Source organism: Pelagimonas sp. (assembly GCF_050633425.1).
Taxonomy (GTDB): Bacteria; Pseudomonadota; Alphaproteobacteria; order Rhodobacterales; family Rhodobacteraceae; genus Pelagimonas.
Map to the genome: position 1 here is coordinate 1 of NZ_JBOEGM010000071.1, position 592 is coordinate 592.

Sequence of the window (592 nt, forward strand, 5' to 3'; positions counted from 1 at the left end):
CTCCAGAGCTAACTTAACTAGGCCGCGAATAACGCAGGCGGTTGATACCCCGCGCTCCTCCGCCATTTCCGTAAGCTTCGACATGGTTCCCTCCTCAAAAGTAGCGCTGATCCTCGGGTTCTTTTGCCTGCCGGTTATGTGGCCCATCCCCGGCGTCAAGCGTCTCGGGTTCAGGTAGGGCATCCCGCGGCCCTCCGTTTGGCTTTTCTCATAGGTTATTCCCCCTTTCGCGCGACAACGAGGGGCGTCACTTCCGCTGCGCTTTTCGGCTGGTACTTTTGGTGGCTTCTTTTCCTGATGTTGCCACCGATGGTCTCAAAGGACGCGGTTGTTACGGCATGCATGGCATGTCTTGCTCCGGCCCAGCCTTCGCAGTCACCCACGCCAATAACCTCGAATTGAGCGGGCCCCATCAGAACCATCATTATTCCGTGCGGCTCAGTCTTGGCCTCGCCCCGCTCAATTATGTCGGCCATCTCCCTAAGCTGTTTTGCGAGATGTCGTCGCGACGCTGGAGTACCGTGGAACCCGATTATGTCGCCCATCACGCGGCCCTTATTTGTTTGGTTGGCAAGCTCACGGCATCGCTCCC

The 592-nt window shown here is 57.8% G+C and carries 2 protein-coding genes; one reads left to right on the plus strand and one right to left on the minus strand.

Features of this window, described 5'->3' with window-relative positions; translation table 11 throughout:
- Positions 1 to 183: hypothetical protein (locus ACRBB0_RS27275; protein WP_431377620.1), on the minus strand; the 183-nt coding region annotated here is incomplete at its 3' end.
- Positions 184 to 281: 98 nt separating this feature from the next.
- On the opposite strand from ACRBB0_RS27275, the gene ACRBB0_RS27280 reads away from it, so the two are divergent.
- Positions 282 to 592, plus strand: a 311-nt coding sequence (locus tag ACRBB0_RS27280) for a hypothetical protein (protein ID WP_431377621.1), incomplete at its 3' end; no start/stop codon positions are given.